This is a genomic window from Moorena sp. SIO3E8 (assembly GCF_010692445.1).
GTDB lineage: Bacteria > Cyanobacteriota > Cyanobacteriia > Cyanobacteriales > Coleofasciculaceae > Moorena > Moorena bouillonii.
The window spans coordinates 20,194-44,600 of sequence record NZ_JAAHHM010000055.1; the positions used below are offsets into that span (position 1 = coordinate 20,194).

The following is a 24,407-nucleotide window of genomic DNA, read 5'->3' on the forward strand; positions in this document are numbered from 1 at the left end:
CTGGCAATTTCCAGGAATTACCGGGAATTGCCTAGGCTTTAACTAGGATAACTGTCATCAAAAAAGATTGAAAGCTTCTCAGTAAATTTTTTTTCACTATTCTATGATTGAGATTACTTTCAAGACTTTACGTGAATTTGTCCAATTTATCAACCCATTTATATACTTCATGTGTAGTATATAACTACCACCTAATCCGTAATAAAATTACATATTTATTTTTATAAATAATCATTGTTTCCTTGTTTAATTTGTGGTAGTTGTCTGATTTATCGGGATTTAACTAGAGGGGAAAACTAAAGTTGCCAGCAAATATCCCCTCTTTTAGAGGTTTTTTATTGGTTAAGTCCCGATATTCCCAAACTAATCAATTCCCAAACTAATAGATTCCAAAAAAACCATCAATCCCTCTCCCTATCCCTCACATCCGTTAAGCCATCCCTTGCCAACAACACCTTATTTCAAGTGTTGGGAGTAATCTTCAGAAGATTCAGGGTTCAACTCCCAGCGGAGGTGATCGCGAACCTCTAACTTGTCCCGAGTTTGGACAGCTTCACCATCAACTGAAGAAATTCCCATGGACTCCAGCAAGTCTTCAGTTACATTTTGGTCAGGAGTGGGCGTTTCTCCTCCAACTGCTTCTTCACCCACCACTGCAGCCTGATACCAATTATCATAAATATCGCCACCGGTGACATTGCCGCCGGATAGTTTGCTAGTTCTCAACTTCTCCAAGGTGCGTCCCATCCCAGTGTCACGGTCAACCACACCCTCAAAAATCCGGTCAGGGTCTTCTATTCCAGTCAGGTCTGCAAACAACACTTCTTCTGTATTACGGTTGTCAGTATACCCTTCCTCTCGTTTCAGCATTTCATAAGAGTTGACTACATCGTTGTTCTTGTAATCTTTCATAATCGTTACTCCTGATTAGTGTCATTGTTTGATTCATAACTAGTCTCCTTCTACTTAAATTGTACTGCTAAAATAACTATAATTCCAAAGCACTCTCCCTATGACCATCACTCCCATAACCCCACCAGCAGAACGAATCCAACTCTCTGGTATCAGTTGGCAAACCTATGAAACATTACTTAATGAATTGGAAAACCATCGCGGCTTACGCCTTACCTACAATCGTGGCAACCTAGAAATTATGGCTCCTTCCCCTGAACATGAACTTTATAAAAAAGTGATGGGTCGCTTTGTTGAAACCCTAGCTGAAGAATTGAAAATTAGGATTTATCCTTTAGGTTCAACTACCTTTAAACGTCCAGAAATTAGTGGAGCCGAACCTGATGAATGTTTCTACATTAACAACATAGATGGTGTTAAAGGGAAAAAAAGGCTTGGCCCAGAAGACCCAGGGCCAGATTTAGTTGTTGAAATTGATATTACCAGACCTTCAGATGACCGCTTTGATATCTATTCAAATCTAGGTGTACCTGAAGTCTGGATTTATGATGGTAAATATTTCACCATTAAGCAGCTACAAAATCAAGAATACGTTGTTGTAAATCAGAGTATATACTTTACGAATTTACCACTTTCTGAAATTGCCCAATTTTTAGAACAAGCTGAAACCATGGACTATTTAGAATTGGTGAAAGCTTTTCGGAGTTGGGTGAGAAGCAAAATTTAGCAATAACGGTTAGTATGAGCAGTATAGCAAAAGGAGCAGGGAGTAGGGAGTAGGCAGCAAAAATGATCACAATTCCTCCACGGATGTCTATATTATGCGATCGCTCTTTTTTAATACAGATAAATTATCCGTCGAATTACCAGTTATGTAGATTATGCGATCGCTTTTTTTTAATACACAGAAATGGTAATGTTTCAAGAACTAATTTCTGATGGTTCACCTGCAAAATTATAAAAAATTGCTCCTCTTTGAATTAGCTCAAGCTTGAGGGATTCATCAATTCCTACAATATATGTGAATCGGGCATTTTTCAATTCAGCACCACTGAGGTTGGCACCACTGAGGTCGGCACCATTAAGGTTAGCACCACTGAGGTTAGCACCACTGAGGTTAGTACCACTGAGGTTGGCACCAGACACCCTCATCGGATTCAGGAAGGCACCACTAAGGTTAACACCACTGAGATTGGAATCACTAAGGTTGGTAGCACTGAGCTCAGCACCCCTAAGGTTGGCACCAATCAGGTTGGCACCAATCAGGTTGGCACCAATCAAGTTTGCACCACTGAGGTTAGCACCAATCAAGTTTGCACCACTGAGGTTAGCACCGATCAAGTTTGCACCACTGAGGTTAGCACCACTAAGATTGGCAGCAATCAGGTTAGCACGAATCAAGTTAGCACCACTGAGGTCCGCATCACTCAGCTTAGGACGAATCAAGTCCGCACCACTCAAGTCGGCACCACTCAGGTCGGCACGAATCAGATTAGCACCACTGAGCTTCGTATTACTGAGGTCCGTATCACTGAGGTCCGCACCCCTCAAGTCTCGACCCACAGCTCCACTGCTGGCAATCTCTTGCACTAGACACCATTTATGATCAAGCTTGCTATTGTCTTCATCATCTGACCTTTCGTTCAAAATTTGAATCTCTTTAATAGGAAAACCGCTTAATTCTTTTAGGTCTTCTGATTTTATCCGAGCTTCAAGCCGTTCGATAGCTTCTTGAGACCCCTGTAGGATTAAGCTGCTTGGTTTAATATTAATAATGTTGATCGTGTATCCTGAAGATTCTTGTAAAATAGATTCAATCAGTTTTGAAGGTTGAACTGAATTTATATCTCCTTCTAATACAAGAACAGCTTTGATTGTTTCACTGTGTCTCTCGATTACAGTCTCTTTTTGGCTCAGGGATTGACTTGGCTCCACACCCTTCACCAGCTCTGAGCTACTGCCATCATTTTTGTTTAGCTGTTCTGATGCTTGTTCTTCTGCTATTCCCGCAATTTCTTTCCAGTCTAGGGTCAATCCCTCACATATCCGTTTAAATAAATCAAGCTGAATTGGCTCTGATTTAAAAAACTTGGTAACTGTATAGCGACTTATCCCTTGTGACTTAGGGAAGTTACTTTTTAACTCAAACCCTAGCTTATCCAAAGCTTTTTTAGCTGTTTCAATACCTTGTGAAGAAGCGGCAATAGTTAGTTTTTTAGTTTTCTTACCCTGGCTAAAATCTGTCATAGTCTTGCTGATTTAGCATAACTATAGCATTTTCATTTGAGATGTAAATATAAGATTGATGGGAACAGGGAACAGGGAATAGGGAACAGGGAGCAGGGAGCAGGGAGCAGGGAGCAGGGAGCAGGGAATAGGGAACTTCGGAACAGGGAACAGCCAATAGTAAAACAATTCTGTGTACCTCATGAGTCCTATAAACGCTATAACTTCAATCATTATTACATAGTTTACCTGCTCCAATCATTTTTTTTTACTATCTCTAACCCCTCCCAATAAAAAATTATAAAAACCCTTGACAAATTAAATTATAATCATTATAATAATAATTGCCAAACCACAATGAGTTTAAGTTCTGACTTATGTCAAAATACTCTAACCAAAACCTCAAGAAACAACCTGTTGAGCACACTCTAAAAGGTCCTCGTCAAGCCGTAATCCATAGTATGCAAAGGTTTTATTCCCTAGGCTATGGGGAGATTGCCGACTGGAGCCCTTTGGAACCTACTGAAACTCCAGGGGAAGTGAGGACAACCATGATGAAGTATTGGCTGTTGCCATAACACCTTGTCTTGATGCAATAGCGAGTGGGGGAAACCCCCAAGACCGCGCTGCATCGCTAAATTTCTGGGGGGGCTTCCCCCCAGAGCCTTGGCTCCGGTCTGGTCCCGTAGGGTGGCCGAAAGACCAAGGTCAATCAAATAAGATCACATCAGTTTCGGTTTGGGAACTCAGTGACATAAGTCATTTAAATAGCCGTGGATAGTATTTCTACGGCTATTTTTTTGGCGTTGCTGATTCTGGGTATGGTTTTGCCCCCCTAGCCCCCCAATTTTGGGGGGAAAAAGACTTTCAAAGTCCCCCAAAGTTGGGGGATTTAGGGGGCTTGACCACAACCAGATGATCATGCATTCATTCCTTGATTCAGCAACGCCATTTTTTTTGGTGAGCTCGCCCCTAACGCAGCCTACCGCACTTTTTTACAAATATGAGATGCACCCACGCGAACAACCTTATACCTTAAACCTTGGCCTTTAGACACGCGTGCGCGTTCAACCTGCAACCTTAAACCTTAAACCTTAAACCTTAAACCTGCAACCTTAAACCTTAAACCTTAAACCTTAAATCTTACTAACCTTAAATAATCAAATATACCAATCCTAAATGAATTGTGAGAATTTTTGTTCTCTTTTCCCTACTCCCGTCTTGATGCAATAGCGAGTGGGGGAAACCCCCAAGACCGCGCTGCATCGCTACTCCCTACTCCCTACTCCCTGTTCCCTGTTCCCTGTTCCCTGTTCCCTGTTCCCTTTGGTATATGTACCAATTTGGCATAACAAAATCAGCTGATACCCTTAAACTACAATTAGTCTAAATATAGCCCTGATCATAGTTATGAGGTACAGTAAATTTTCTTACCCCTACTCCCTACTCCCTACTCCCTGCTCCCTCAACCTACTCTACCGAGCTGATAGCTGATAGCGAAAAACTGATCACTAACTCATGAATGATTCCAAAAACGCCATCGATATATTTGCAGGGGCAGGTGGCCTTTCTCTGGGTTTCCATATGGCTGGGTGGCAGATCACCACAGCAATAGAAATTGATAAATCTGCTGTTTCCACTTATCGAGAAAACTTTCCTAGCGCTAATGTTATTCACTCGGATATTCGAGCTATAGACTTTACTCAATTTCAAGGGATTGACCTTGTAGTAGGGTCACCGCCTTGTCAACCTTTTTCTGTCCGAAACAAACACCCAAGTAAACAGTTATCCGAAGCCAAAAATAAAGATTTAGTTCCAGAATTTATCCGAGCAGTTAGGGAGATTCGACCCAAGGCATTTTTAATGGAAACTATGCGTGGGTTGCAAAGCTCTAAAAATTTTCACTATTATCAATGGATTATTCAGCAGTTTAAAGCCCTGGATTATTCAGTTTATGTAGACCTTTTAGAAGCAGCATCCTATGGAATTCCCCAGTATCGTGAACGTCTATTTTTGGTCGGTTTAGCCACAAAAACCGATTTTACGTTTCCCCTGAAAACCCATGGTTTAGGGACATCTAATTCCTATATTTCATCAGGTTCAGCCTTAACTGATGTTCCAGACTATGAGCCGAATAGCACTAACGTTTCCTATGCCAATAAACCCGTTATTCGTCCTACCCCTTGGACAGGAACCCTAGTCAAGGGTGGGGGAAAACCCATCAATTTCGATGCACCAAGTCCTACCATTACCGCTACTATGGGAGGTTACCGAACCCACATTATTGACCCTGAAGGTGTTTTACTGGTGTATCATCGTCATTTAATGAATGGGGGAAAGCCGAGATCAGGAACAATTGAAGGGGTAAGACGGCTGACGGTACGGGAATCAGCTAGACTCCAATCCTTTCCTGATCATTTTGTATTCAAAGGTTCTAAAACATCACGATACAGACAAGTTGGTAATGCTGTACCACCACGGTTAGCCAAAGCAGTTGGAGAAGCAATCCATCAAGCAATCTTCCCCTCTGAGGTATCAACGACAAAAGACTTTCAATCCTATTTTGATCAGCTTTGCGACACATTGCATCTGCGGCTGTAGGTAAGCTATCAGCTTATGCGCTACGCGCACGCTACGCGAACAGCTATCAGCTATCAGGGGCTTTAACTGCACGGGGTCAGATTAGTAAAAGGAGCAGGAATTTTCAACCAGCCGTACTAGCCCGTAAGCTTGTTTACTACCGACTGTTGATTAGCTGACGGCTGACAGCTTTGTGGCACAGGCTTCTAGCCTCTGACGTAAAAGAGATTAAACAAATCCTTACCTCTTTTATTCAAAACGTTTGCTCCTCAAGTAGTGTGGCCATTTGCGTAGCGTGGCCTTTGGCCAAAGCCATTGGCTGATAGCTGATAGCTGATAGCTGATAGCTTACACGTTTTTTGTTAAGTTAAATTATTAAGTATTGAGTTTTTACGTATTATTATTAATATTTTTTTAGAAGCAAGCCTAACATTCCCCTTGATGGCAACAGGAATCCCATAAACAGCAGAAGATCTAAAGGCAGTACCAAAAAATTTAATGTTTTTTTAAAAATTACTCTAGACCTAATCCTTGACTTACTGGGATATACTAGGAAATACTAGGTAGTCATAGGTAAGTTCCGTTAAAGATTCACAAGGGAAAAACTAAATAGTATTAGAAATAGTATTTGGAATGATATTGGTAATCAAAGAGACTTCCTTACAGAGGTCGTATAACTGTTGATAATCCTGGATTAAGGTCGGAGAATTATGGTAGGAATAGATTTACCAGCACAACAAACCAAATTGGATCATGAACCGATTCATGTGATTGGTCAAATACAGCCTCATGGGGGACTCTTGGTACTGGAAGAGCCTGAGCTGAAAATCTTACAAGTTAGCAACAATACCTCTAGGGTTTTGGGAATCCCTGCCGAAGCCATGCTAGAAAAAACCCTAGAAGATGTACTTGACCCATTCCAAGTGGAGAGAATTAAAGCTGGGTTATCTGAGGAAAATCTAGACCTGATCAATCCTACTAAAATTTGGGCGAGGAAAAAGGGCGATGATTATGCAGTATTTGATGGTGTATTTCATCGTAACTCAGATGGATGTCTGATTCTGGAATTAGAACCAGCAGTTTCCCGGGAGACTATCCCATTTTTAAGCTTTTATCATCTAGCAAGAGCCTCCATTAACCAGCTCCAACAAACTTCAAATCTTCGGGATTTTTGTCAAATCATCGTCAAAGAGGTGCGAAAGGTCACTGGGTTTGACCGGGTGATGCTATATAAATTTGAAGATGATGACCATGGAGCCGTTATTGCGGAAGAAAAACTAGACAGTCTGGAATCTTACCTAGGCTTACACTATCCAGAATCGGATATTCCTAAACCAGCCAGACGATTATTCTGTTCCAATTGGATCCGCTTAATTCCAGATGCAAATTCCCAACCTGTTGAAATTTTTCCTACCGATAATCCCATCACAAATCGCCCCCTTGATTTAACATTATCGATTCTCAGAAGTGCTTCTCCCTGTCATATCAAGTACCTCCACAATATGGGAGTTGGGGCGTCTTTGACGATTTCACTAATTAAAGATAAAAAACTCTGGGGACTTATTGCTTGTCATCATCAAACCCCTAAGTATGTATCCTATGAGTTGCGCAAAGCTTGCGAATTTTTAGGACGAGTGATATTCTCAGAAATTTCAGCCCGAGAAGAGACGGAAGACTATGACTATCAGATGAAGTTGTCCTATACTCAATCAATATTGATTGAGTATATGTCCCAAGAAGAAAACTTTATTGATGGCTTAGTTAAGCATGACCCTAATTTACTGGACTTGACTAATGCTCAAGGTGCAGCAATTTGTTTTGGGGATAATTTTACGGTTATTGGTGAAACCCCTAGTGAAGAAGACCTGAAGTTTTTGGTGCAATGGCTGAAACAGAATGTTAATGAAGAGGTTTTCTATACTGATTCCCTGCCTCGCCTTTATCCTGATGCACAACGGTTTAAAGATATTGGTAGTGGCTTGCTAGCCATCCCAATTTCCAAGAGAAACTATGTGCTGTGGTTCCGACCAGAGGTGATTCAAACTGTTAATTGGGGGGGTGACCCCAATAAAGCCTTTGAAACAACCCACACAGAGGGGACTTTGCAACTGTCGCCCCGTAAATCCTTTGAACTGTGGAAAGAAACCGTTCGCTTAACCTCTTTACCCTGGAAACAGGTGGAAATTAAGACAGCACTGGAACTGAGGAAAGCACTGATTAATATTGTCCTGCGTCAAGCTGATGAATTGGCTCAATTGGCTCAGGATCTAGAACGTTCCAATGCTGAACTGAAAAAGTTTGCTTATGTGGCATCCCATGACCTACAAGAACCCCTCAATCAAGTGGCCAATTATGTGCAGCTTTTAGAAATGCGCTATAATGATAAGCTTGACGAAGATGCCAGCGAGTTTATTACCTTTGCGGTTGAGGGAGTCAGCCTCATGCAAACCCTGATTGATGATGTGTTGGCTTACTCGAAAGTCGATTTGCAGGGCATTGAGTTTAAACTGACGGAAGTGGAGACGGCCTTAGACCATGCTCTGGCGAATTTGCGGGGACGCATCCGTGAAACTGGGGCAGTGATTACCCATGACCCCTTCCCAACAGTCATGGCTGATAGCACTCAGTTGATGCAACTGTTCCAGAATTTAATTGGTAATGCGATCAAGTTCCGCAGTGAACAGCCGCCGGAAATCCATGTGGGGGCAAAACGACTGGAGGATGCATGGCTATTTTCAGTGCAGGATAATGGCATTGGGATTGAACCGCAGTTTAGCGATCGCATTTTCGTGATCTTCCAACGTCTGCACACCCGGGATGAGTATCCTGGCACAGGTATGGGTTTGGCTATCTGTAAAAAGATTCTGGAGTGCCACCGGGGCAAAATTTGGGTAGAGTCAGAACTAGGTCACGGTGCCACCTTCTATTTTACAATTCCAGTAAGGGGACGCGAGCGTGAGCGTAGAAACGGACGAAAGACACAAAATCATATTTTTGGTTGAAGACAATAAAGCCGATATTCGCTTAATCCAAGAAGCGTTAAAAAATAGCTCGGTACCCCACCAGGTAGTAACGGTCAGAAATGGCATGGACGCTATGGCTTACTTACACCAAGAAGGAGAGTATGCTGATGCCGTCCGTCCAGACCTGATCGTGCTAGATTTAAACTTGCCAAAAAAGGATGGTCGAGAGGTGCTCGCAGAGATTAAGGCTGACCCTAATCTCAAACGGATTCCTGTGGTGGTATTAACTACCTCAAGAAATCAGGATGACATTTTCCAGAGTTACGACTTGCATGTGAATTGCTATATCACCAAATCCCGCAATCTTAGCGAATTATTCAAAATCGTCAAAGGAATTGAAGACTTTTGGCTCTCGACTGTCACCCTGCCATCACAATAAAGGGATTAGGGATTAGGGATTAGCCATAAACTATGAGACACTAAGGATTAGACATCAGGGTTGACTAACACAAAATCAGGAAACCAATGAGGATTCTCTATCAAAGGAGAAATCCAGACCAATAAGCCCAAAGAAGAAATACTCAAAGGTAATGCCTGAAGGCTCAGTAAAAATCTTGTTAATTGAGGACAACCTGGCAGAAGCCAGATTGTTACAAGAGTTTTTGAAAGAAGCTCAGTTCAGGCAGTTTAGTCTAGTTCATGTCAAGCGGTTGCGAGATGGACTCCAGGAAATTGCTCAGGCTAGAGCCATCTCAAGTCCCTACGATGTGATCTTGTTAGATCTGACTCTACCGGACAGCCACGGACTAGCATCCCTCGGACCCTTGATCAAGCAAGCGCCTAGTTTACCGATTGTAGTGCTAACCAATACCAATGATGATGAATTAGCCATTGAGGCAGTTCGTCAAGGAGCACAAGATTATCTAGTCAAGCGGCAAGTCAAGGGAAAAATGCTGGTTCGTTCCTTGCGCTATGCTATTGAACGTAAGCAGGCAGCAGTTGCATTACGACAAGAAAATCAAGCCCTAGAAAGTCAGGTTCAGGAACAAACCGCTGAGTTGGTTAGAGCCAAAGAAGTCAATCAGCGCAAAGCCGAATTTGTTTCCATGCTCTCTCACGACTTTCGTAATCCCTTAAATACAATTCTCCTTTGTTCTGGATTGCTCCAAGACAAAGAGGAACAATTACCTAAAGAGAAAAAACTGGTTCATTTGCGGCTAATTCGCTCGGCCATCAAAAACATGGCCGAGTTATTGGATGAGGTTTCATTAATCAGTAAAGCTGATTCCGGCAAACTCCTGTGTCAACCTACTCGGTTGGATTTGAAACGGTTTTGTCACCAATTAGTAGAAGAGTTACAAATCAGTACCAACAAGAACCATCAGCTAGTTTTTACCAGTCAAGGGGAATTGAAGGAAGCCCTATGGGATGAACGATTGCTGCGACACATTTTTAGCAATTTGCTCACTAACGCTATTAAGTACTCACCCACAGGGGGAACAGTTCAGTTTGAACTGATTGCTCAAACAGAATGTGTTATGTTTCGCATTCAAGACCAGGGGATGGGCATTCCCCCAGAAGAGCAACCGCAACTGTTTGAGCCTTTCCATCGTGCTAGCAATGTTGGCACAATTCCTGGTAGTGGCTTAGGGCTAGCTATTGTTAAACAGTGTTTGGAAGCTCATGGTGGTGAGATTTCTGTCAAGAGTCAGTTGGGAGAGGGTACTACATTTACCGTTAGGTTACCGTATTAGGTTTTAGGGAATTGAGAATTAAGAATTAAGAATTGAGCATTAAGAATTGAGAATTGAGAATTAAGAATTGAGAATTGAGAATTAAGAATTAAGAATTAAGAATTAAGAATTAAGAATTAAGAATTAAGAATTAAGAATTAAGAATTAAGAATTAAGAATTAAGAATTAAGAATTAAGAATTAAGAATTAAGAATTAAGAATTAAGAATTAAGAATTAAGAATTAAGAATTAAGAATTGAGAATTAAGAATTGAGAATTAAGAATTAAGAATTGAGAATTAAGAATTAAGAATTGAGAATTAAGATGCGTTCGCGTAGCGTGGCCGTAGGCCAATCGCAAAGGTAATCATTCAGGTATCAGTATTCAGCTATCAGCATTCACTTCATATCTGAATACTGACCAATCTCAATCAATCTCCCCATCCTTGACATCTGTTACGGCATCCGTTAACAATCAGATATAGCAATGCAAGCAATGGTGTTGATAAATTCAAGTGACGAAGCGATGCAGCGCTATGTCACAAGCGCGCATCATTCCCTGTTCCCTATTCCCTGTTCCCTATTCCCTGGGCGCAGGGCTATAACTTTTCTGTTACCGAAACATCCGCTTGGCAATTTCGGAAGCAATTTGTTGACCTAGGCGTTGAGTTTCCTGCTTTAACAAAAGTTCCAGCATCTTCGGTACCGATTCTAGGTCAAACCTAGAGGATTCAATAATCATAGCCCCAATCTTTTGCATCCGCTCCAGGTTAGGAGACTCTAATTTTCCAGTTACATTAACCGCCAAGCCCACCGATGCAGTTATCTGCCCAAGAGTCCTGTATGAGAGATTCTCTAAACTGGTAACCATCTCTTCAACCAGAGCATTACGCAATATACTCCCTTGCTCGGAGTAGAGAAATTCTAACCCCTGGTGTAGGAGCGCACTAATATCAAACTTCCTACTTGTGCGCACCTGACCTAATAACTCCTCCAAAACATGCCATTGAATTCCACCATCTTGATACACAATTTCCTGTAAACAAGTCCTTAATTGGGGGGATGAATCCGTCAACAGCCGTTGGGCAACATAGGGATAAGTTTCATTGAAGGGCTGAAAATTGGGATTGAGCTTAATCGCTATCCCTTCTAAAGTAGCGGCACTGCGGAAAATCAGGAGGTAGTAAGTGGGTAATTTAAATGGATATTTATAAAGCAAGGGGGATAGCTTCCGAATAATACGATTAAAGCCGAATGTTGACACAGTAGCTTCCATCACCCCGCCAAAAATATCAGTTAGTTCAGGAATCAGCGAGGTCACATCTGTCTCCGGTGGCAAAAAGTCCAGCTTCACATAGTCTTGTGCTAGACCTTCAAAATCACCAATAACAATATGGACAACCGATTCCAGTAAGCGATACCGATAAGACGGTTCTACTGAACTCATCATGCCAAAGTCAAGATAAGCCAATTTCCCATCAGGGGTAGCCAATAAATTGCCAGGGTGAGGGTCAGCATGGAAGTAACCTTCTTCTAAAAGTTGCCGCAAGCAACACTGAAATCCTACATCAATCAGGGTATTCGGGTCTAATCCCTGGGCTTTAATGGTTTCTAGTTCCGTCAATTTAGTCCCAGTGATCCACTCCATGGTTAACACCCGCCGCCCCGAGTATTGCCAATATATACGTGGTACAGCGATATTGTTAATGTCACCGTAAAGTTGGGCAAATCGTTCCGCATTGCGACCTTCCTGGGTATAGTCCATTTCTTCAAACAAGCGAATAGCTAGTTCGTCGATAAGTGCTACTAGGTCGCTGTGAACAAAGGAGATTGATTCTTGCGCCCATGCTGCTATTTTCCGCAAGATATAGATATCTAGGGAAATACACTCCACCAGACCAGGGCGTTGCACTTTTACTGCTACGATTTCACCAGTTTTGAGTGTCCCTTTGTACACTTGTCCTAGGGAAGCAGCAGCTACGGGTTTGTCGCTCAGTGAGCCATAGATGTTGTTATAGTTATCGCCTAATTCTTCTTCAATTAACTGATAGGCAATGTGATTAGAGAAAGGAGGTAATTGGTCTTGTAATTTAGTGAGTTCCTCTAAATAAATAGGAGGAACAATATCAGGACGACAGGAAAGGATTTGTCCCAATTTAATGAAGGTTGGACCAAGTTGAGTCAGCTTTTCACGAAATTCCCAGGCTCGTTGAGGTTGATTTTGGGCAAGGCTACCAGTGACGAAATCCCACCCTAGCCTGATGCTAAAGGTAATCAATGCCCCTACCAAAGCCATCCTGCGTCCCCAGACTAGCCGAGAACGCTGGCGGTAGTAGTCAGATATGGTTCTTGGCTCGTACTGCAAGGTTAGTATTTTAAGATTTGTTAAATAATTACAAGAAAATTATCTCTTGAACTTTGCGGTTGGTCAAGGGGTAGGGAGTCGGGAGTCGGGAGTCGGGAGTCGGGTGTCGGGAGTCGGGAGTCGGGTGTCGGGAGTCGGGAGTCGGGAGTCGGGTGTCGGGTGTCGTCAAAAGCGGGAAATATTGATGCCGTGACAGTGTTGAGTTTCGCTAGACTGGTCTAAAAAAAGCGATTCGGCAAAGCCGTTCGCGTAGCGTGGCCTTCGGCCTCCGCTTCGCGAACGCACTATGCCAAGTCAAACCTGACAAATAGCGCGATCGCGTTTATCTTGAGTCTAGTTGACTACTTATGTTGACTGTTGACTACTTATGTTGAGTACTTATCTAGTGTTGTTAATCAAGAAGGGAAAATTGAAAATTGTCAATGATCAATTGCCAAAGGGATTTACGCACATCTGTTAAGACTCTGACGCCAGCGGCTACCCAGCCATAACAACCCACCGATAGCAAGTAATGCTCCAGTAGTAGACGATTCTGGCACTTTCTCGACTTTGATACGTGCTATCTGGTAGCCATCCACTGTGAAGTCACCTTGAGCAAATGTCTCAGTTGATAAAATTGGTCCACCTGGGATAAAACCTGGATGCAGGGTAACAACTCCGTTTTCTGGTGTACCGGTATCAGGAATAGTTTGACCGAAGAAAGCAGTAGTCGTCTCCTGCTCGTCGTTAACTTCAGTACCTGCATCCAGAACTTGAGAACCGAGAACGGTAAAGTCAGCTCCAGTGAAATTACCATCTTCATCAAAAATCTCAATAGCCAAGGGGTTGCCATTAGCAATGAAAGCATCATTACTGGGGAGAATCATGGCCGCGTAGCTGAAGTAACGGCTAGTAGAATCTACAGTAAATGTGGCTTGGGCAATATCCCCAGAAGCAACTGGACCATTTGGACCAGGAATTACCCCATCAACTGAACCCGCACCACTAGCAAAAAACTCTTGACTAAGCACTGCTGCATTGCCATCCTCAGCAATGCGCTCCAGTCCTGGTGAAGCTGCCTCACCCCGATCATAAATATCAAAAAGACCATTATGAAAACCTACCCAGACTGGAGTCAATAACGTGCCGTTGTCCGGTGCCAGGCTTTCAATTGTCACCTTGAGGGTACCTGCTGTTGCGCTAGATGCCATGGCTAGTGTAGAGGTTACCGTAACCATGGTGATGATTTTGAGTGATTTAATAATTGAATGCTTCATGGTGATCCTGATCAAAGATATCAATATGGTAGATTTGTCAATGAGTGTGTTGCTCAACTATCTATGTAGCTACATCATTATCCGTAGAGTTAATCAGCTAAGTGTTCAAAACTAAGTGTTCAAAACTAAGTGTTCAAAACTGATTTTGCTGGCACCCCATCAAGTGGATAATCCTAGGTTAGTAGCTTGACTAGAATTATTGGTTTCTTGGTTTAGTTGTTGCTGAACAGAGGCTGAAAATTTGCTGATAATTTACTGATAATTTCCAGCCTCTATCAGCCTGGAATGACGACGTGATATTAGTTGCGGTTGACTACTTATCCTGGAAGGGTATTCGTCAATTTAAAATTTAAAATTTAAAATTTAAAATTGTTAATTAACACATCACAGGTCACAGGTCACAGGTCACACTTACGTTTAAGATTTCTCGTTTAAGATTTCTTTAGCAGTCGTGGTTCGTGTTGAGAAACGACAATTAAATAGTCACCATTCTCAAGTTTATAATCTGTCGGTGGATTGGAGATAACGTCTCCTTCAATTCCTTTTTGTACCGCTAAGACAATACTTTGATAGGCTTGCTTCATATACGTAAATACTTCCATAAAGGAACTACCAACCCGAGAGTCAGGAATCGCAATTTTATAAAGCTTGTTCCCAGTTTGAGTACTTAATATTTCCGAGACAACTTTGGTAATTCCATGGTTAAGAGCAGCTTGGGAAATGAGCATACTACTTAACTCACTACTAACGATTATTTCGTCAACCTTAGCCCGCTGACAGGATTTAACATGAGTTTCATCTACCAGCTCCACAACTGTGTAAGCCTTGGGATTAATACTTTCTACTGTCAGGGTAGATAGTATAACTTTTGCGTCGCGAGCTGTGTCATCTATACTGTCATCCCCTAAAATTATAACAGTTCTAGCCTGGATCAAGTTGGCTCGAATCAAGGTTTCATCACTTACATTACCTTTAAGAAAAAACAAATTATTGTCTTCGATAGGCTTCCGGTCTATATTAGCAATTAAAATAATTTTCTCATCTTGAGTTTTAGGAAACCTTCGCAACTCATTGATGATAAATCTTGCTCTAGAATTCCATTCGCAAATAATCAAGTGATTGTTAAAATTATAAGATCCCATACCTAGATCATTTTTGAGTTTTTGATCGACAAAAATACCAGCGAGGCTAGCGGTGAAGATGGCTAAGAATCCAATCCCCACAAACATATCGAGAATAGCAATAACGCGACCACCAACTGTGACAGGGGTGATATCACCATAGCCAACAGTTGTGAGGGTGACGATGCTCCACCAGAAAGCATCTGCTTTTGAGATATCTGGTTCCAGCCATGATATAGTGATAGTGTTAATAGTAATGATTATCAAAATAATAACCAGTACTTTATCAAGCTTTTCACTGCGCAAAAAATTCCAGAATTTTCGATTCCATAGTAATATCATTTGAGTTAGACGTAATGGTCAGTTCATGTCGGTTTAAGTAACTATAATACCAGGGTAAGCGCAAGAATCAATAAGCCGTAGCTTATTGAGAAAAAACCCACGTCATTCTCAACAAAGTAACTCTATTGCGAGTACAGTTCGACGAGATTATAGGGGTTTCGAGCCACGAGCAACCGAGATCCAGCCAATGCACATTATGGGCAATTTTTTCTTGCGCTTACCCTGACTATAATACAGCGGTTTTGAATTGGGTGAGGTACTTTCGTTATAGATTTTAGGGAGCAGGGACTTCGGAGCAGGGAGCAGGGACTTCGGAACAGGGAACAGGGACTTCGGAACAGGGCAAAAAACCTGTGTAGCTCATAGTTATGAAAAACGCTGTATCTATTCTCTATAATTTATAGATTGAATCGGCAGGGGGGCTCAGGAGCTCGGAAGTGGGCTTTGGAGTGTGCTCGAGCTTACTGAAAACTATACAAAAACTATATAATTGAAGTCTGGGATCGCTCAAGCTGAAAGCTAGAGGGTGTCCGGCAAACAGCTGAATGCTTAGGTAAAACATTACTATGGGAACGGATAGCGCTACTATTGTTAAGGAGTTTAAAGCCGCTGTCGGTCATGCCAAAATCCTCTAACCTCAACCACACCCGGGACCACACCCCTAACTCTGCTCAAAACACCATTCGGATTCGGGGGGCTAGACAGCATAACCTGAAAAATATTGATCTGGAACTGCCACGCGATCGCATTATTGTCTTTACTGGTGTTTCCGGTTCCGGCAAATCCTCCCTGGCATTCGACACTATCTTTGCGGAAGGACAACGCCGTTATGTAGAATCCCTTAGTGCCTATGCTCGTCAATTCCTCGGACAACTGGATAAACCGGATGTGGATGCCATCGAAGGCTTAAGCCCCGCTATCTCCATTGACCAGAAATCTACATCCCATAACCCCCGTTCCACTGTTGGTACAGTTACGGAGATTTACGATTACCTGCGATTACTGTTTGGACGGGCTGGTGAACCCTATTGTCCCAAATGCGATCGCAATATTGCGCCCCAGACCATCGACCAGATGTGCGATCGCATTATGGAACTCCCTGACCGGACTCGCTTCCATATCCTGGCTCCGGTTATCCGAGGCAAAAAGGGCACTCACAAGAAACTATTATCCAGCTTAGCCACCGAAGGATTTGTGCGGGTCAGAGTCGATGGTGAAACCTTTGACCTCTCCGATACCATCGAACTGGATAAAAATTATACCCACAACATTGAAGTGGTGGTTGACCGTCTCATCAAAAAGCCTAGTATTCAAGAACGGATTACCGATTCCCTTGCTACTTGCCTAAAACGTTCTACTGGAATTGCAGTTATCCAAGTTTTAGATAATACATCAGCACAGTCAGCAGAAGTCAAATCTGATCATAATTATAGACGTACTCCTCCAAAAAATGGCAGTTCATCTGACCAAGACATTCCTCAAGAAATCGTATTTTCAGAAAACTTTGCTTGCCCAGAACATGGGGCAGTAATGGAAGAATTATCTCCCCGATTATTTTCCTTTAATTCCCCCTATGGTGCTTGTCCAGTTTGTCACGGTATCGGTAATTTACAAACCTTTTCTCCAGAACTAGTAGTACCTGACCCTACTCAACCCTTATATAGTGCTATTGCCCCGTGGTCAGAAAAAGACAACACCTACTACATTTCCCTACTCTATAGCGTAGGAGAAGCCTATGGTTTTGAAATCAAAACTCCCTGGAATCAGCTAACCTCTGAACAACAAGACATTCTGCTCTACGGCACCGACGAAAAAATCTACATTCAAAATGATTCTGCTTATGGCAAAGAAAAAGGGTACTACAAGCGCTATCCTGGCATTATCCCGATTCTAGAAAAACAGTATAAAGACACTAATTCGGAAGCCTCAAAACACAAACTAGAGCAGTATTTAATTTATCAACCTTGCCCAGAGTGTCATGGTAAACGGCTTAAACCAGAAGCACTCTCCGTGCGGTTAGGACAATATCATATTGATGATTTAACTAGTGTCTCAATTCGCCAATGTCGTCAACGGATTGATAACTTACAACTTTCCCCCCGCCAAGCTCAAATTGGTGACCTTGCCCTCAAAGAAATTAAAGCCCGATTACAATTTCTGATTGATGTAGGATTAGATTATCTTACCCTTGATCGTCCAGCCATGACCCTTTCCGGTGGAGAAGCTCAGCGGATTCGCCTAGCGACTCAGATTGGAGCAGGCTTAACTGGAGTTCTGTATGTATTAGATGAACCAAGTATTGGATTGCACCAAAGAGATAATGGACGGTTACTGACTACCCTAATCAAATTGCGGGATTTGGGCAATACCTTGATTGTTGTAGAACATGATGAAGAAACCATTCGTACTGCCGATCATATTGTCGATATTGGTCCGAAAGCTGGAATTCATGGGGGGAAAATTGTTGCTCAAGGGGATTTAGAAACTGTAATTAAAAGTGATAATTCCCTGACGGGAGCGTATTTATCAAAACGGCAAGTAATTGAAACCCCTAGTAAACGTCGAGAGGGTAATGGTCGTTCTTTTGTGATTAAAAATGCTCATCGTAACAATCTCAAACACATAGAGGTAGAGATACCACTAGGTGAGTTAGTCACCATTACAGGTGTCTCTGGATCTGGTAAATCTACCTTAGTCAATGAATTACTTTACCCGGCATTACAACATCATATGACTCGTAAAGTCCCCTTTCCCAAAGAATTGGATCAAGTTGAGGGACTCAATGCTATTAATAAAGCAATCGTAATCGATCAATCTCCCATTGGTCGCACTCCCCGGTCTAATCCTGCTACGTATACAGGAGTGTTTGATGCAATTCGAGAGGTATTTTCTAAAACTATTGAAGCTAAAGCCAGAGGTTACAAGCCAGGGCAATTTTCGTTTAATGTAAAAGGAGGACGTTGCGAAGCTTGTTCGGGACAGGGTGTGAATATCATTGAGATGAATTTTTTGCCCGATGTCTATGTACAATGTGACGTTTGTAAGGGAGCGCGATATAATCGAGAAACGTTGCAAGTGAAGTATAAAGGATATTCCATTGCTGATATTTTAAATATGCCAGTGGCAGAAGCATTGGAGGTATTTAAGAATATTCCAAGAGCAGCATCTCGGTTACAAACTTTAGTAGATGTAGGGTTAGGATATATCCACTTAGGGCAACCAGCACCAACATTATCTGGTGGAGAAGCACAACGGGTGAAGTTGGCAACAGAATTGTCACGTCGGGCAACGGGAAAGACATTGTATTTAATCGATGAACCGACAACAGGATTGTCATTTTATGATGTTCATCACTTATTAAATGTATTGCAGCGGTTGGTAGATAAAGGAAATTCTGTTTTGGTGATTGAACACAATTTAGATGTGATTCGCTGTGCTGATTGGGTAATAGACTTAGGACCAGAAGGTGGGGATAAAGGGGGAGAAGTAATTGCCTCAGGAACACCGGAGGAGGTAGCAGAAAATCCTAAGTCCTATACGGGGAAGTATTTGAAGGAGGTTCTCCAGGAGTACCCCCGACAGGAAGGACTGCTGAGTGCTTAGTGCTTAGTGCTTAGTGTTAAGTGGGTCAGTTATAGGGCATGTTTCAGGAATGGCTTTTTTGATGCGATCGCTATTTGAGTTTCCATCCTAGTTGAGGATGATGCTAGAGGGAAGAGATTGACATGGCAAGGCGAGACATCTACCACAATACGGTTAAGCGTGCCTTACAAAAGGATGGCTGGACAATTACCCATGATCCATTTCCCCTACAGATAGGCAACAAACGCTTATCTGCTGATCTTGGTGCGGAACGTCTAATTAGTGCTGAAAAAGGAGTACAAAAAATTGTTGTTGAAGTTAAGAGTTTTGTAGGAAAGTCTGATGTAAAAGATTTAGAGCAGGCTTTAGGGCAGTATATCCTGTATCGTCAAGTAATGGATGAAATGGGTGTAGAGCGCCGTCTTTATCTTGCCGTTTCTAGACTAACCTTTAAAAACGTGTTTACCATAGAATTGGGAAAGGTATTGCTAAAGAACCAAATTATCAAATTAATTGTTTTTGATCACGATAGTGAAACGCTGATTCAATGGATACCAGATTAAACTACCAAGACATCATCAAAAAAGTATTAATGGAACACGCTGAGTATCGTGCTTCCCTACCTGACAGCTATGACTCTAAAGTGCTTTTCGATGATCAGCGAGGACACTATTTAGTATTAGACATCGGTTGGAATGATGACTATTACCTACACGCTACACCAATTCACCTAGATTTAATTGGTGACACAATTTGGATTCAATACGATGATACGGAAGAGGGGATTGCTACCGATTTACTGGAAGCAGGTATTCCCGCAAACGATATTGTACTTGGTTTCCGCCATCCTCAAGTAAGACAATATACAGGTTTTGCAGTAGGCTAAGGGTGGAATGCAGAATGTAGAATAAAAAAATTAAGAATGAAGAATGTAGAATGAAGAATGTAGAATGAAGTCAAATTATAAATCCTAAATTATAAATTATAAATCCTAAATCCTAAATTCTAAATTCTAAATTCTAAATTCTAAATTCTAATGACTGTCTATCTAGGCATCGATTTCGGAACCTCTGGCGCACGGGCAGTAGTGATAGACTCTGTTGGTACTATCTTTGCCGAGACTCAATATCCGTTTCCACTCCAAGCCATCACCATTGATACCGCAACACAGTGGCAGAAGGTATTATTTTCCCTGATTGAGCAAATTCCCCAGTCAATCAAGGGTGAAATTAATGCGATCGCAATTAATGGCACCTCCGCAACAGTTTTGTTATGCGATCGCATCGGTCAACCAGTAGATGCACCCATCCTTTACAACGATCCACGAGGAGTAGCTGTGATGGAACAACTTAGAACCATTGCTCCTCCCAACCATGTCGTTTTAAGTGCTACCTCCAGCCTTGCCAAACTTCTCTGGTGGTATGACTGTACAGATCTGATCAGCAACATCTGTGCTGAAACTAATCCCTTATACTTTCTCCATCAAGCGGACTGGTTAGCCTTTCTATTGCATGGAAAACTAGGCATAAGTGATTATCACAATGCTTTAAAGCTCGGTTATAATCCTGAAAACTTGTGCTATCCTGACTGGATGAAACAGCTACCGGTGTCACCCATGCTACCCAAAGTCTTGGCTCCCGGTACACCAGTTGGAGTTGTAACCCCTGAGGTAGCTCACTGCTTGGGATTATCACCAGATTGTCTAGTTTGTACAGGTACCACCGATAGTATTGCCGCATTTATCGCTAGTGGTGCCAAACAACCAGGTGAAGCGGTAACCTCCCTTGGGTCTACCTTGGTACTTAAACTATTGAGTACCACTCGTGTAGAAGAGGCCAAATTTGGCATTTACAGTCATCGATTGGGAAATTTATGGCTTACCGGTGGCGCATCCAACACCGGTGGAGCAGTACTACGACACTTTTTCAGTGACAGAGAATTAGAAAGTCTCAGCTCTCAAATCGACCCCGAGCAAGAAAGTCCCCTGGATTATTATCCCTTACTTAGACCAGGCGATCGCTTTCCCATTAATGACCCGGATCTCCCCCCAAGATTGGAACCGAAACCCGATAATTCCGTGGAATTTCTCCAAGGAATCCTTGAAAGCATAGCCCGAATTGAAGCTAGGGGGTATCGTTTGTTACAACAGCTCGGAGCAAGTCCCAAAACCTGTGTCTATACAGCTGGTGGTGGTGCCAAAAATCCTACCTGGACAAGGATTCGAGAGCGTCAGCTCATGGTACCGATGTTGAAATCTCTTCACACAGCGGCTGCTTATGGTACAGCACTATTGGCCAAGCAGGGATACCTGTTAGAAGATCGGGTATAGGGTAATCGTGTCTAGGATTACTGCATGACCGAGTGACTGGGTGAGAATCTGCTGTGAATTATCAGCCCTGGATCAACCTAACCATCATCACTATCCCAGTTCGCCCTATACCCTAGAGCTCCTAAGCTCTAGATAATCCCCATGTTAGCCAATCCTAAGATAGTGCCTAGTCCTATGATGTGACCGAGGCTAGTGGTTGCTAGTAATGCGGGAAAACCCATGCCACCGAAGAACTCAGGCATAGGCAACGCGGGGCCTTCGCTAGGATTCTGCATAGTAGCTTTTCCGATGGCAATCGCTAGGACATTGCAGATAATCATGATGATTCCGACTGTCGGACTCCATTCCAGGGTGTTGGGAACGGCAGATGCAGCAGCAAGCAAGATTGAGTAAGTCAATTTGTGTTCTCCTGTTTTTGATAGACTCTTACAGTGATCTCTTAAAGATTTAATCTTTTATAAAGATTTTACCAGCGCGGTGTCATAATTAGTTTTTTTTGCCAGAGTCGATTCCGTTGCCAGTCTTGCTTTGATTCCCCTTGATTAGAAAGCCAAAGCCCGTGATTACTAGACTTTTGGGCGGTGGGATTCGGTAAAATTAAATCAAGCCTTTATGTAAATAATTGTTAAGTAATCCCTGGTTGCTCAGTCAATGTTTCGGTAAATTTACATAAATTAATAAAAGCGGGATAAACCCTGGATTGATCAATCAATCCGGGTTGACCGGATTGATTCATCCTGCATGGCTGGTGACATCTTACCGGAGCGGCGAGTGTTACCAGCCATGACGGGTTAGCTGAAACTATAATTATGCTGCTGACGGACGCATTACTTTTAGATTACAAACGCTGTCGGCGTAGGGCGTTTTTGGAGATTTATGGAGATCCCACAGAGCAAGACCCACCCTCAGATTTTCGGCTGAAACTGCAACAGAAAAGCCGAGACCATAAACAACAGATTCTGGCTACTGTGCCCCACCACTCACCCCGCTACCCCAGAACAGATTGGCACGCTGCTGCACAGGCCACCTTGAAACTAATGCAACAAGGGACAGAGTACATTTCTGGAGGGGTACTGTTGATGCCAACTGGTGACGGGGTGACATTGCTATGTTTTCCTGATTTGCTGGTAAAACAGCCGGGACGTTCTAATTTTGGTGATTGGATCTATGTTCCCACCACCATTAAGCTCAGCAAACGGCCCAAGCCAGAGTATAAAATCCTTACTGCTTTTCGTGCTCAGCTGTTAGCAGCAGTACAAGGACAGTGGCCGACCACTGCCTCATTAATTTTGCGTAACCAAAAGTCCTACACCGTGGTAATAGAACGATGGGTACCACTGATGGAACAACTGCTATCGGAATGTATTGAGACTCTATTGCAGCGACAAGAACCAGAGGTGTTCATTTCCCGTCAGCGGTGTAGTCTTTGCTGTTGGTATCACAGTTGTTATGCGATCGCTAAATCTGTAGAGCACATTTCCCTATTGCCTGGAGTAACACCCAGCCGCTATCGGGATTTGAAGGCTTTGGGAGTAACCACAATCGAATCCTTAGCCACGTCCACAATTAGTGAATTAGAGCCAAGCTTTGGTAGCTTAGTAGCTTTCCAGCTGGTGCAGCAAGCCCAATCTCAGGTACAAAACCGGGTGCTGCTCTATCCCAAACACTACTTTAGTATACTTGAATACCAACAACTAGAGCGAGGGAATGGTAATGCCAAAATCTCGGCAGACCTCCCGAATCAAAACTCTTTACCAACAGCATCTGTTGAGCTTTATTTTGATATTGAAGCACAGCCTGATTTGCCCCTGGAGTATTTGCTAGGGGTGTTGGTGATTGATCGACGCACTGAAACTGAGACCTTCCATAACCTATTCGCAGAACATTCTTGGCAAGAAGGATTCATCTGGCTACAATTTCTAGACTTAGTTGAGCGTTATCCAGATGCCCCAATCTTCCATTTTTCAAAGTATGAAGTTGATACGGTCAAGCGCTTAGCAACCCTTTACCAAACTCCACGACAGATAGTTAGACCCCTGCTAGATCGTTTCGTGGATGTTCATCAAATAGTTATTGATACTGTGACCATGCCAGTGGAGAGTTATTCTCTGAAAAATCTGGCTAGATGGTTGGGGTTTGAGTGGCGCGATCCGGATATGACTGGCTCCGAATGTGTGTGTTTGTATGACCAGTGGTTAAAAACAGGCAATCACTCTATTCTCGAAATTATCCAGCGCTACAATGAAGATGACTGCCGCGCTACATATCACCTCAAGCAGTGGCTAGTCAACTTTTTGTCCAACACTTTGCCCAACACTTTGCCCAATACTATTAACTTTCAAAACTTAGCATGAAGTTATGCAACGATTTTTTAACTTATTAGGTTTTGTAATCTAGCTTACACACAAAATGTATAGGTAGATGCTAAATTAAATCTAAAGGGGGCTTTCACCATCATTGGATGGAGGGGAGCCCTCTCTATAATTTTTAGAGGTCTGGAATTTAGAGTCTAGAATTTCTTTTATAACAGGTGATTAATATGCTTCCACTTTTTCTAATTCTTCTCGTAACTGCCCTAGGGAGCATCTTCATATCGTTGAGAGTCTCTCACGAAATCCCTCGCCTATTGGGAGTAGGCAGTAGCATTGTCTGTCTAATATTTGGTTTTGCTATGGCACCTTGGCCAGTACAGGTTTTGATGCTCCTCTTAATTCTTAGCCTGGAACGATTTTATCCATTCAGCAGAACGGCTTCAGAGGCAATCTTAATCTCAAAAGTCTCCAATACCAACAGAGAACGGTGATTCTGCCATAGCAGTACATAAGGTATTTGGTCTTGAAAAAATAATAGTGAGTCCTAGGGTGGGTGATTAGCCTAGCAATCAGAACCCTAAAAATAGGGATAATACAGTATTTAACCGTACAAATCGGACATAGACATTTTACTAGCGCTATGGTATAAGTCAATTAAGACAAAGACCCTGTAACTATGCCCAGAAA

General features: G+C 42.5%; 23 protein-coding genes. 15 read left to right on the forward strand and 8 right to left on the reverse strand.

What is annotated here, in order from left to right:
* Positions 1-456 precede the first annotated feature (456 nt).
* Complete coding sequence (locus F6K46_RS21755) at positions 457-912, reverse strand: DUF6335 family protein (RefSeq protein WP_293060975.1); 456 nt, start codon at positions 910-912, stop codon at positions 457-459.
* Between the two features lie 100 nt (positions 913-1,012).
* On the opposite strand from F6K46_RS21755, the gene F6K46_RS21760 reads away from it, so the two are divergent.
* Positions 1,013-1,639, forward strand: coding sequence for a Uma2 family endonuclease (locus F6K46_RS21760; protein WP_293060977.1), 627 nt, complete (start codon positions 1,013-1,015; stop codon positions 1,637-1,639).
* A gap of 194 nt (positions 1,640-1,833) precedes the next feature.
* Here the strand turns inward: F6K46_RS21760 and F6K46_RS21765 are convergent, their stop codons facing one another.
* On the reverse strand, positions 1,834-3,159 hold the full coding sequence (locus F6K46_RS21765) for a pentapeptide repeat-containing protein (RefSeq protein ID WP_293060979.1): 1,326 nt from the start codon (positions 3,157-3,159) through the stop codon (positions 1,834-1,836).
* A gap of 21 nt (positions 3,160-3,180) precedes the next feature.
* The gene (locus tag F6K46_RS21770; protein WP_293060981.1) at positions 3,181-3,342 is read right to left on the reverse strand and encodes a hypothetical protein; all 162 of its coding nucleotides are present in this window, start codon (positions 3,340-3,342) and stop codon (positions 3,181-3,183) included.
* 173 nt (positions 3,343-3,515) lie between these two features.
* On the opposite strand from F6K46_RS21770, the gene F6K46_RS21775 reads away from it, so the two are divergent.
* The 7 genes from F6K46_RS21775 (at position 3,516) to F6K46_RS21805 (ending at position 10,435) form a co-directional block, all read left to right on the forward strand.
* On the forward strand, positions 3,516-3,716 hold the full coding sequence (locus F6K46_RS21775) for a hypothetical protein (RefSeq protein WP_293031374.1): 201 nt from the start codon (positions 3,516-3,518) through the stop codon (positions 3,714-3,716).
* 618 nt (positions 3,717-4,334) lie between these two features.
* Entirely contained in the window at positions 4,335-4,490 is a 156-nt protein-coding gene (locus tag F6K46_RS21780) for a hypothetical protein (protein ID WP_293060983.1), read from the forward strand.
* A 166-nt stretch (positions 4,491-4,656) separates the two neighbouring features.
* Positions 4,657-5,739 carry a DNA cytosine methyltransferase gene (locus F6K46_RS21785; protein WP_293060985.1) on the forward strand — a complete coding sequence of 361 codons (1,083 nt, stop codon included), beginning with the start codon at positions 4,657-4,659 and terminating at the stop codon, positions 5,737-5,739.
* Positions 5,712-5,897 carry a hypothetical protein gene (locus tag F6K46_RS21790; protein ID WP_293060987.1) on the forward strand — a complete coding sequence of 62 codons (186 nt, stop codon included), beginning with the start codon at positions 5,712-5,714 and terminating at the stop codon, positions 5,895-5,897. Before F6K46_RS21785 ends, F6K46_RS21790 begins: the two co-directional genes overlap by 28 nt.
* A 531-nt stretch (positions 5,898-6,428) precedes the next feature.
* Complete coding sequence (locus tag F6K46_RS21795) at positions 6,429-8,720, forward strand: ATP-binding protein (RefSeq protein ID WP_293060989.1); 2,292 nt, start codon at positions 6,429-6,431, stop codon at positions 8,718-8,720.
* A complete protein-coding gene (locus tag F6K46_RS21800) occupies positions 8,713-9,120 on the forward strand; it encodes a response regulator (protein ID WP_229424392.1) in 408 nt (135 codons plus the stop codon). The genes F6K46_RS21795 and F6K46_RS21800 overlap by 8 nt, the downstream gene beginning before the upstream one ends.
* A 151-nt stretch (positions 9,121-9,271) precedes the next feature.
* Entirely contained in the window at positions 9,272-10,435 is a 1,164-nt protein-coding gene (locus F6K46_RS21805) for a hybrid sensor histidine kinase/response regulator (protein ID WP_293060993.1), read from the forward strand.
* Positions 10,436-11,026: 591 nt separating this feature from the next.
* Here the strand turns inward: F6K46_RS21805 and F6K46_RS21810 are convergent.
* From F6K46_RS21810 to F6K46_RS21820, 3 genes are all read right to left on the reverse strand, one after another.
* Positions 11,027-12,778, reverse strand: coding sequence for an AarF/ABC1/UbiB kinase family protein (locus F6K46_RS21810; protein ID WP_075899873.1), 1,752 nt, complete (start codon positions 12,776-12,778; stop codon positions 11,027-11,029).
* A gap of 28 nt (positions 12,779-12,806) precedes the next feature.
* Positions 12,807-12,947 carry a hypothetical protein gene (locus F6K46_RS21815; protein ID WP_293060996.1) on the reverse strand — a complete coding sequence of 47 codons (141 nt, stop codon included), beginning with the start codon at positions 12,945-12,947 and terminating at the stop codon, positions 12,807-12,809.
* A 274-nt stretch (positions 12,948-13,221) separates the two neighbouring features.
* Positions 13,222-13,968 carry a spondin domain-containing protein gene (locus F6K46_RS21820; protein ID WP_293117340.1) on the reverse strand — a complete coding sequence of 249 codons (747 nt, stop codon included), beginning with the start codon at positions 13,966-13,968 and terminating at the stop codon, positions 13,222-13,224.
* Between F6K46_RS21820 and F6K46_RS21825 the strand changes: the two genes are divergently transcribed.
* Positions 13,967-14,149: a hypothetical protein gene (locus tag F6K46_RS21825; protein ID WP_293117343.1), complete on the forward strand. Its 183-nt coding sequence runs from the start codon at positions 13,967-13,969 to the stop codon at positions 14,147-14,149. The genes F6K46_RS21820 and F6K46_RS21825 overlap by 2 nt on opposite strands.
* A 316-nt stretch (positions 14,150-14,465) precedes the next feature.
* Here F6K46_RS21825 and F6K46_RS21830 read toward each other — a convergent pair whose 3' ends face one another.
* Positions 14,466-15,497 (reverse strand): TrkA family potassium uptake protein, encoded by a 1,032-nt coding sequence (locus F6K46_RS21830; RefSeq protein WP_293061000.1) that lies wholly within the window; start codon positions 15,495-15,497, stop codon positions 14,466-14,468.
* Positions 15,498-16,115: 618 nt separating this feature from the next.
* Between F6K46_RS21830 and uvrA the strand changes: the two genes are divergently transcribed.
* The 4 genes from uvrA to F6K46_RS21850 all read left to right on the forward strand — a co-directional run bounded on the left by uvrA (position 16,116) and on the right by F6K46_RS21850 (position 21,408).
* Complete coding sequence (gene uvrA / locus F6K46_RS21835; protein ID WP_293061002.1) at positions 16,116-19,100, forward strand: excinuclease ABC subunit UvrA; 2,985 nt, start codon at positions 16,116-16,118, stop codon at positions 19,098-19,100.
* Between the two features lie 122 nt (positions 19,101-19,222).
* A complete protein-coding gene (locus F6K46_RS21840) occupies positions 19,223-19,642 on the forward strand; it encodes an element excision factor XisH family protein (protein ID WP_293061004.1) in 420 nt (139 codons plus the stop codon).
* A complete protein-coding gene (locus F6K46_RS21845) occupies positions 19,627-19,965 on the forward strand; it encodes a XisI protein (protein WP_293061006.1) in 339 nt (112 codons plus the stop codon). The genes F6K46_RS21840 and F6K46_RS21845 overlap by 16 nt, the downstream gene beginning before the upstream one ends.
* Positions 19,966-20,115: 150 nt before the next feature.
* On the forward strand, positions 20,116-21,408 hold the full coding sequence (locus F6K46_RS21850; RefSeq protein ID WP_293061008.1) for an FGGY-family carbohydrate kinase: 1,293 nt from the start codon (positions 20,116-20,118) through the stop codon (positions 21,406-21,408).
* 128 nt (positions 21,409-21,536) lie between these two features.
* Here the strand turns inward: F6K46_RS21850 and psaK are convergent, their stop codons facing one another.
* Positions 21,537-21,806 (reverse strand): photosystem I reaction center subunit PsaK, encoded by a 270-nt coding sequence (gene psaK, locus F6K46_RS21855; RefSeq protein WP_293036778.1) that lies wholly within the window; start codon positions 21,804-21,806, stop codon positions 21,537-21,539.
* Between the two features lie 411 nt (positions 21,807-22,217).
* Between psaK and F6K46_RS21860 the strand changes: the two genes are divergently transcribed.
* Together F6K46_RS21860 and F6K46_RS21865 are read left to right on the forward strand one after the other, a co-directional pair.
* Positions 22,218-23,762 (forward strand): TM0106 family RecB-like putative nuclease, encoded by a 1,545-nt coding sequence (locus tag F6K46_RS21860; protein WP_293061010.1) that lies wholly within the window; start codon positions 22,218-22,220, stop codon positions 23,760-23,762.
* A gap of 242 nt (positions 23,763-24,004) precedes the next feature.
* Positions 24,005-24,211, forward strand: a complete 207-nt coding sequence (locus tag F6K46_RS21865) for a hypothetical protein (protein WP_293061012.1) — start codon at positions 24,005-24,007, stop codon at positions 24,209-24,211.
* Positions 24,212-24,407: the final 196 nt, after the last annotated feature.

Bases quoted from the DNA above. Each gene is read 5' to 3' on its own strand.
- F6K46_RS21785 (WP_293060985.1), top strand. From the start codon at position 4,657: ATGAATGATTCCAAAAACGCCATCGATATATTTGCAGGGGCAGGTGGC.
- uvrA (WP_293061002.1), top strand. From the start codon at position 16,116: ATGCCAAAATCCTCTAACCTCAACCACACCCGGGACCACACCCCTAAC.
- F6K46_RS21770 (WP_293060981.1), bottom strand. From the start codon at position 3,342: ATGAGGTACACAGAATTGTTTTACTATTGGCTGTTCCCTGTTCCGAAG.
- F6K46_RS21795 (WP_293060989.1), top strand. From the start codon at position 6,429: ATGGTAGGAATAGATTTACCAGCACAACAAACCAAATTGGATCATGAA.
- F6K46_RS21820 (WP_293117340.1), bottom strand. From the start codon at position 13,968: ATGGCATCTAGCGCAACAGCAGGTACCCTCAAGGTGACAATTGAAAGC.
- F6K46_RS21830 (WP_293061000.1), bottom strand. From the start codon at position 15,497: ATGATATTACTATGGAATCGAAAATTCTGGAATTTTTTGCGCAGTGAA.
- F6K46_RS21845 (WP_293061006.1), top strand. From the start codon at position 19,627: ATGGATACCAGATTAAACTACCAAGACATCATCAAAAAAGTATTAATG.
- F6K46_RS21765 (WP_293060979.1), bottom strand. From the start codon at position 3,159: ATGACAGATTTTAGCCAGGGTAAGAAAACTAAAAAACTAACTATTGCC.
- F6K46_RS21850 (WP_293061008.1), top strand. From the start codon at position 20,116: ATGACTGTCTATCTAGGCATCGATTTCGGAACCTCTGGCGCACGGGCA.
- F6K46_RS21860 (WP_293061010.1), top strand. From the start codon at position 22,218: ATGCTGCTGACGGACGCATTACTTTTAGATTACAAACGCTGTCGGCGT.
- F6K46_RS21805 (WP_293060993.1), top strand. From the start codon at position 9,272: ATGCCTGAAGGCTCAGTAAAAATCTTGTTAATTGAGGACAACCTGGCA.
- F6K46_RS21840 (WP_293061004.1), top strand. From the start codon at position 19,223: ATGGCAAGGCGAGACATCTACCACAATACGGTTAAGCGTGCCTTACAA.
- F6K46_RS21760 (WP_293060977.1), top strand. From the start codon at position 1,013: ATGACCATCACTCCCATAACCCCACCAGCAGAACGAATCCAACTCTCT.
- F6K46_RS21775 (WP_293031374.1), top strand. From the start codon at position 3,516: ATGTCAAAATACTCTAACCAAAACCTCAAGAAACAACCTGTTGAGCAC.
- F6K46_RS21755 (WP_293060975.1), bottom strand. From the start codon at position 912: ATGAAAGATTACAAGAACAACGATGTAGTCAACTCTTATGAAATGCTG.
- F6K46_RS21825 (WP_293117343.1), top strand. From the start codon at position 13,967: ATGGCTAGTGTAGAGGTTACCGTAACCATGGTGATGATTTTGAGTGAT.